1 protein-coding gene is annotated in these 225 nt (G+C 56.4%); it reads left to right on the forward strand.

All coding sequences use genetic code 11. The annotated features are described in order from the left end of the window. Positions 1-225: immunoglobulin-like domain-containing protein (locus BFQ04_RS29705; protein ID WP_175413300.1), on the forward strand; the 225-nt coding region annotated here is incomplete at both ends.

The raw sequence follows: 225 nt of genomic DNA on the forward strand, positions 1-225 counted from the left end.
AGACGGTCAAAATTACCGACGCAACGGGCGGCAACTTCGAGAAGCTGGAAGTTGCAGGCAACGGTGCGACCACCACGATCAACGACACCATCGATAAAGTCGACGTTGTCCTGACCGCTACCACTACCGTTGGCGAAGGCGGCAACATCGTTTACACCGCCAGCCTTGTGGATAAAAACGGCGTACCGGTGACGAACATCACCAACCCGTTGACCGTCACGCTCG

It is taken from the genome of Pseudomonas sp. 37 R 15, assembly GCF_900004865.1.
Classification (GTDB): Bacteria; Pseudomonadota; Gammaproteobacteria; order Pseudomonadales; family Pseudomonadaceae; genus Aquipseudomonas; species Aquipseudomonas fluorescens_AM.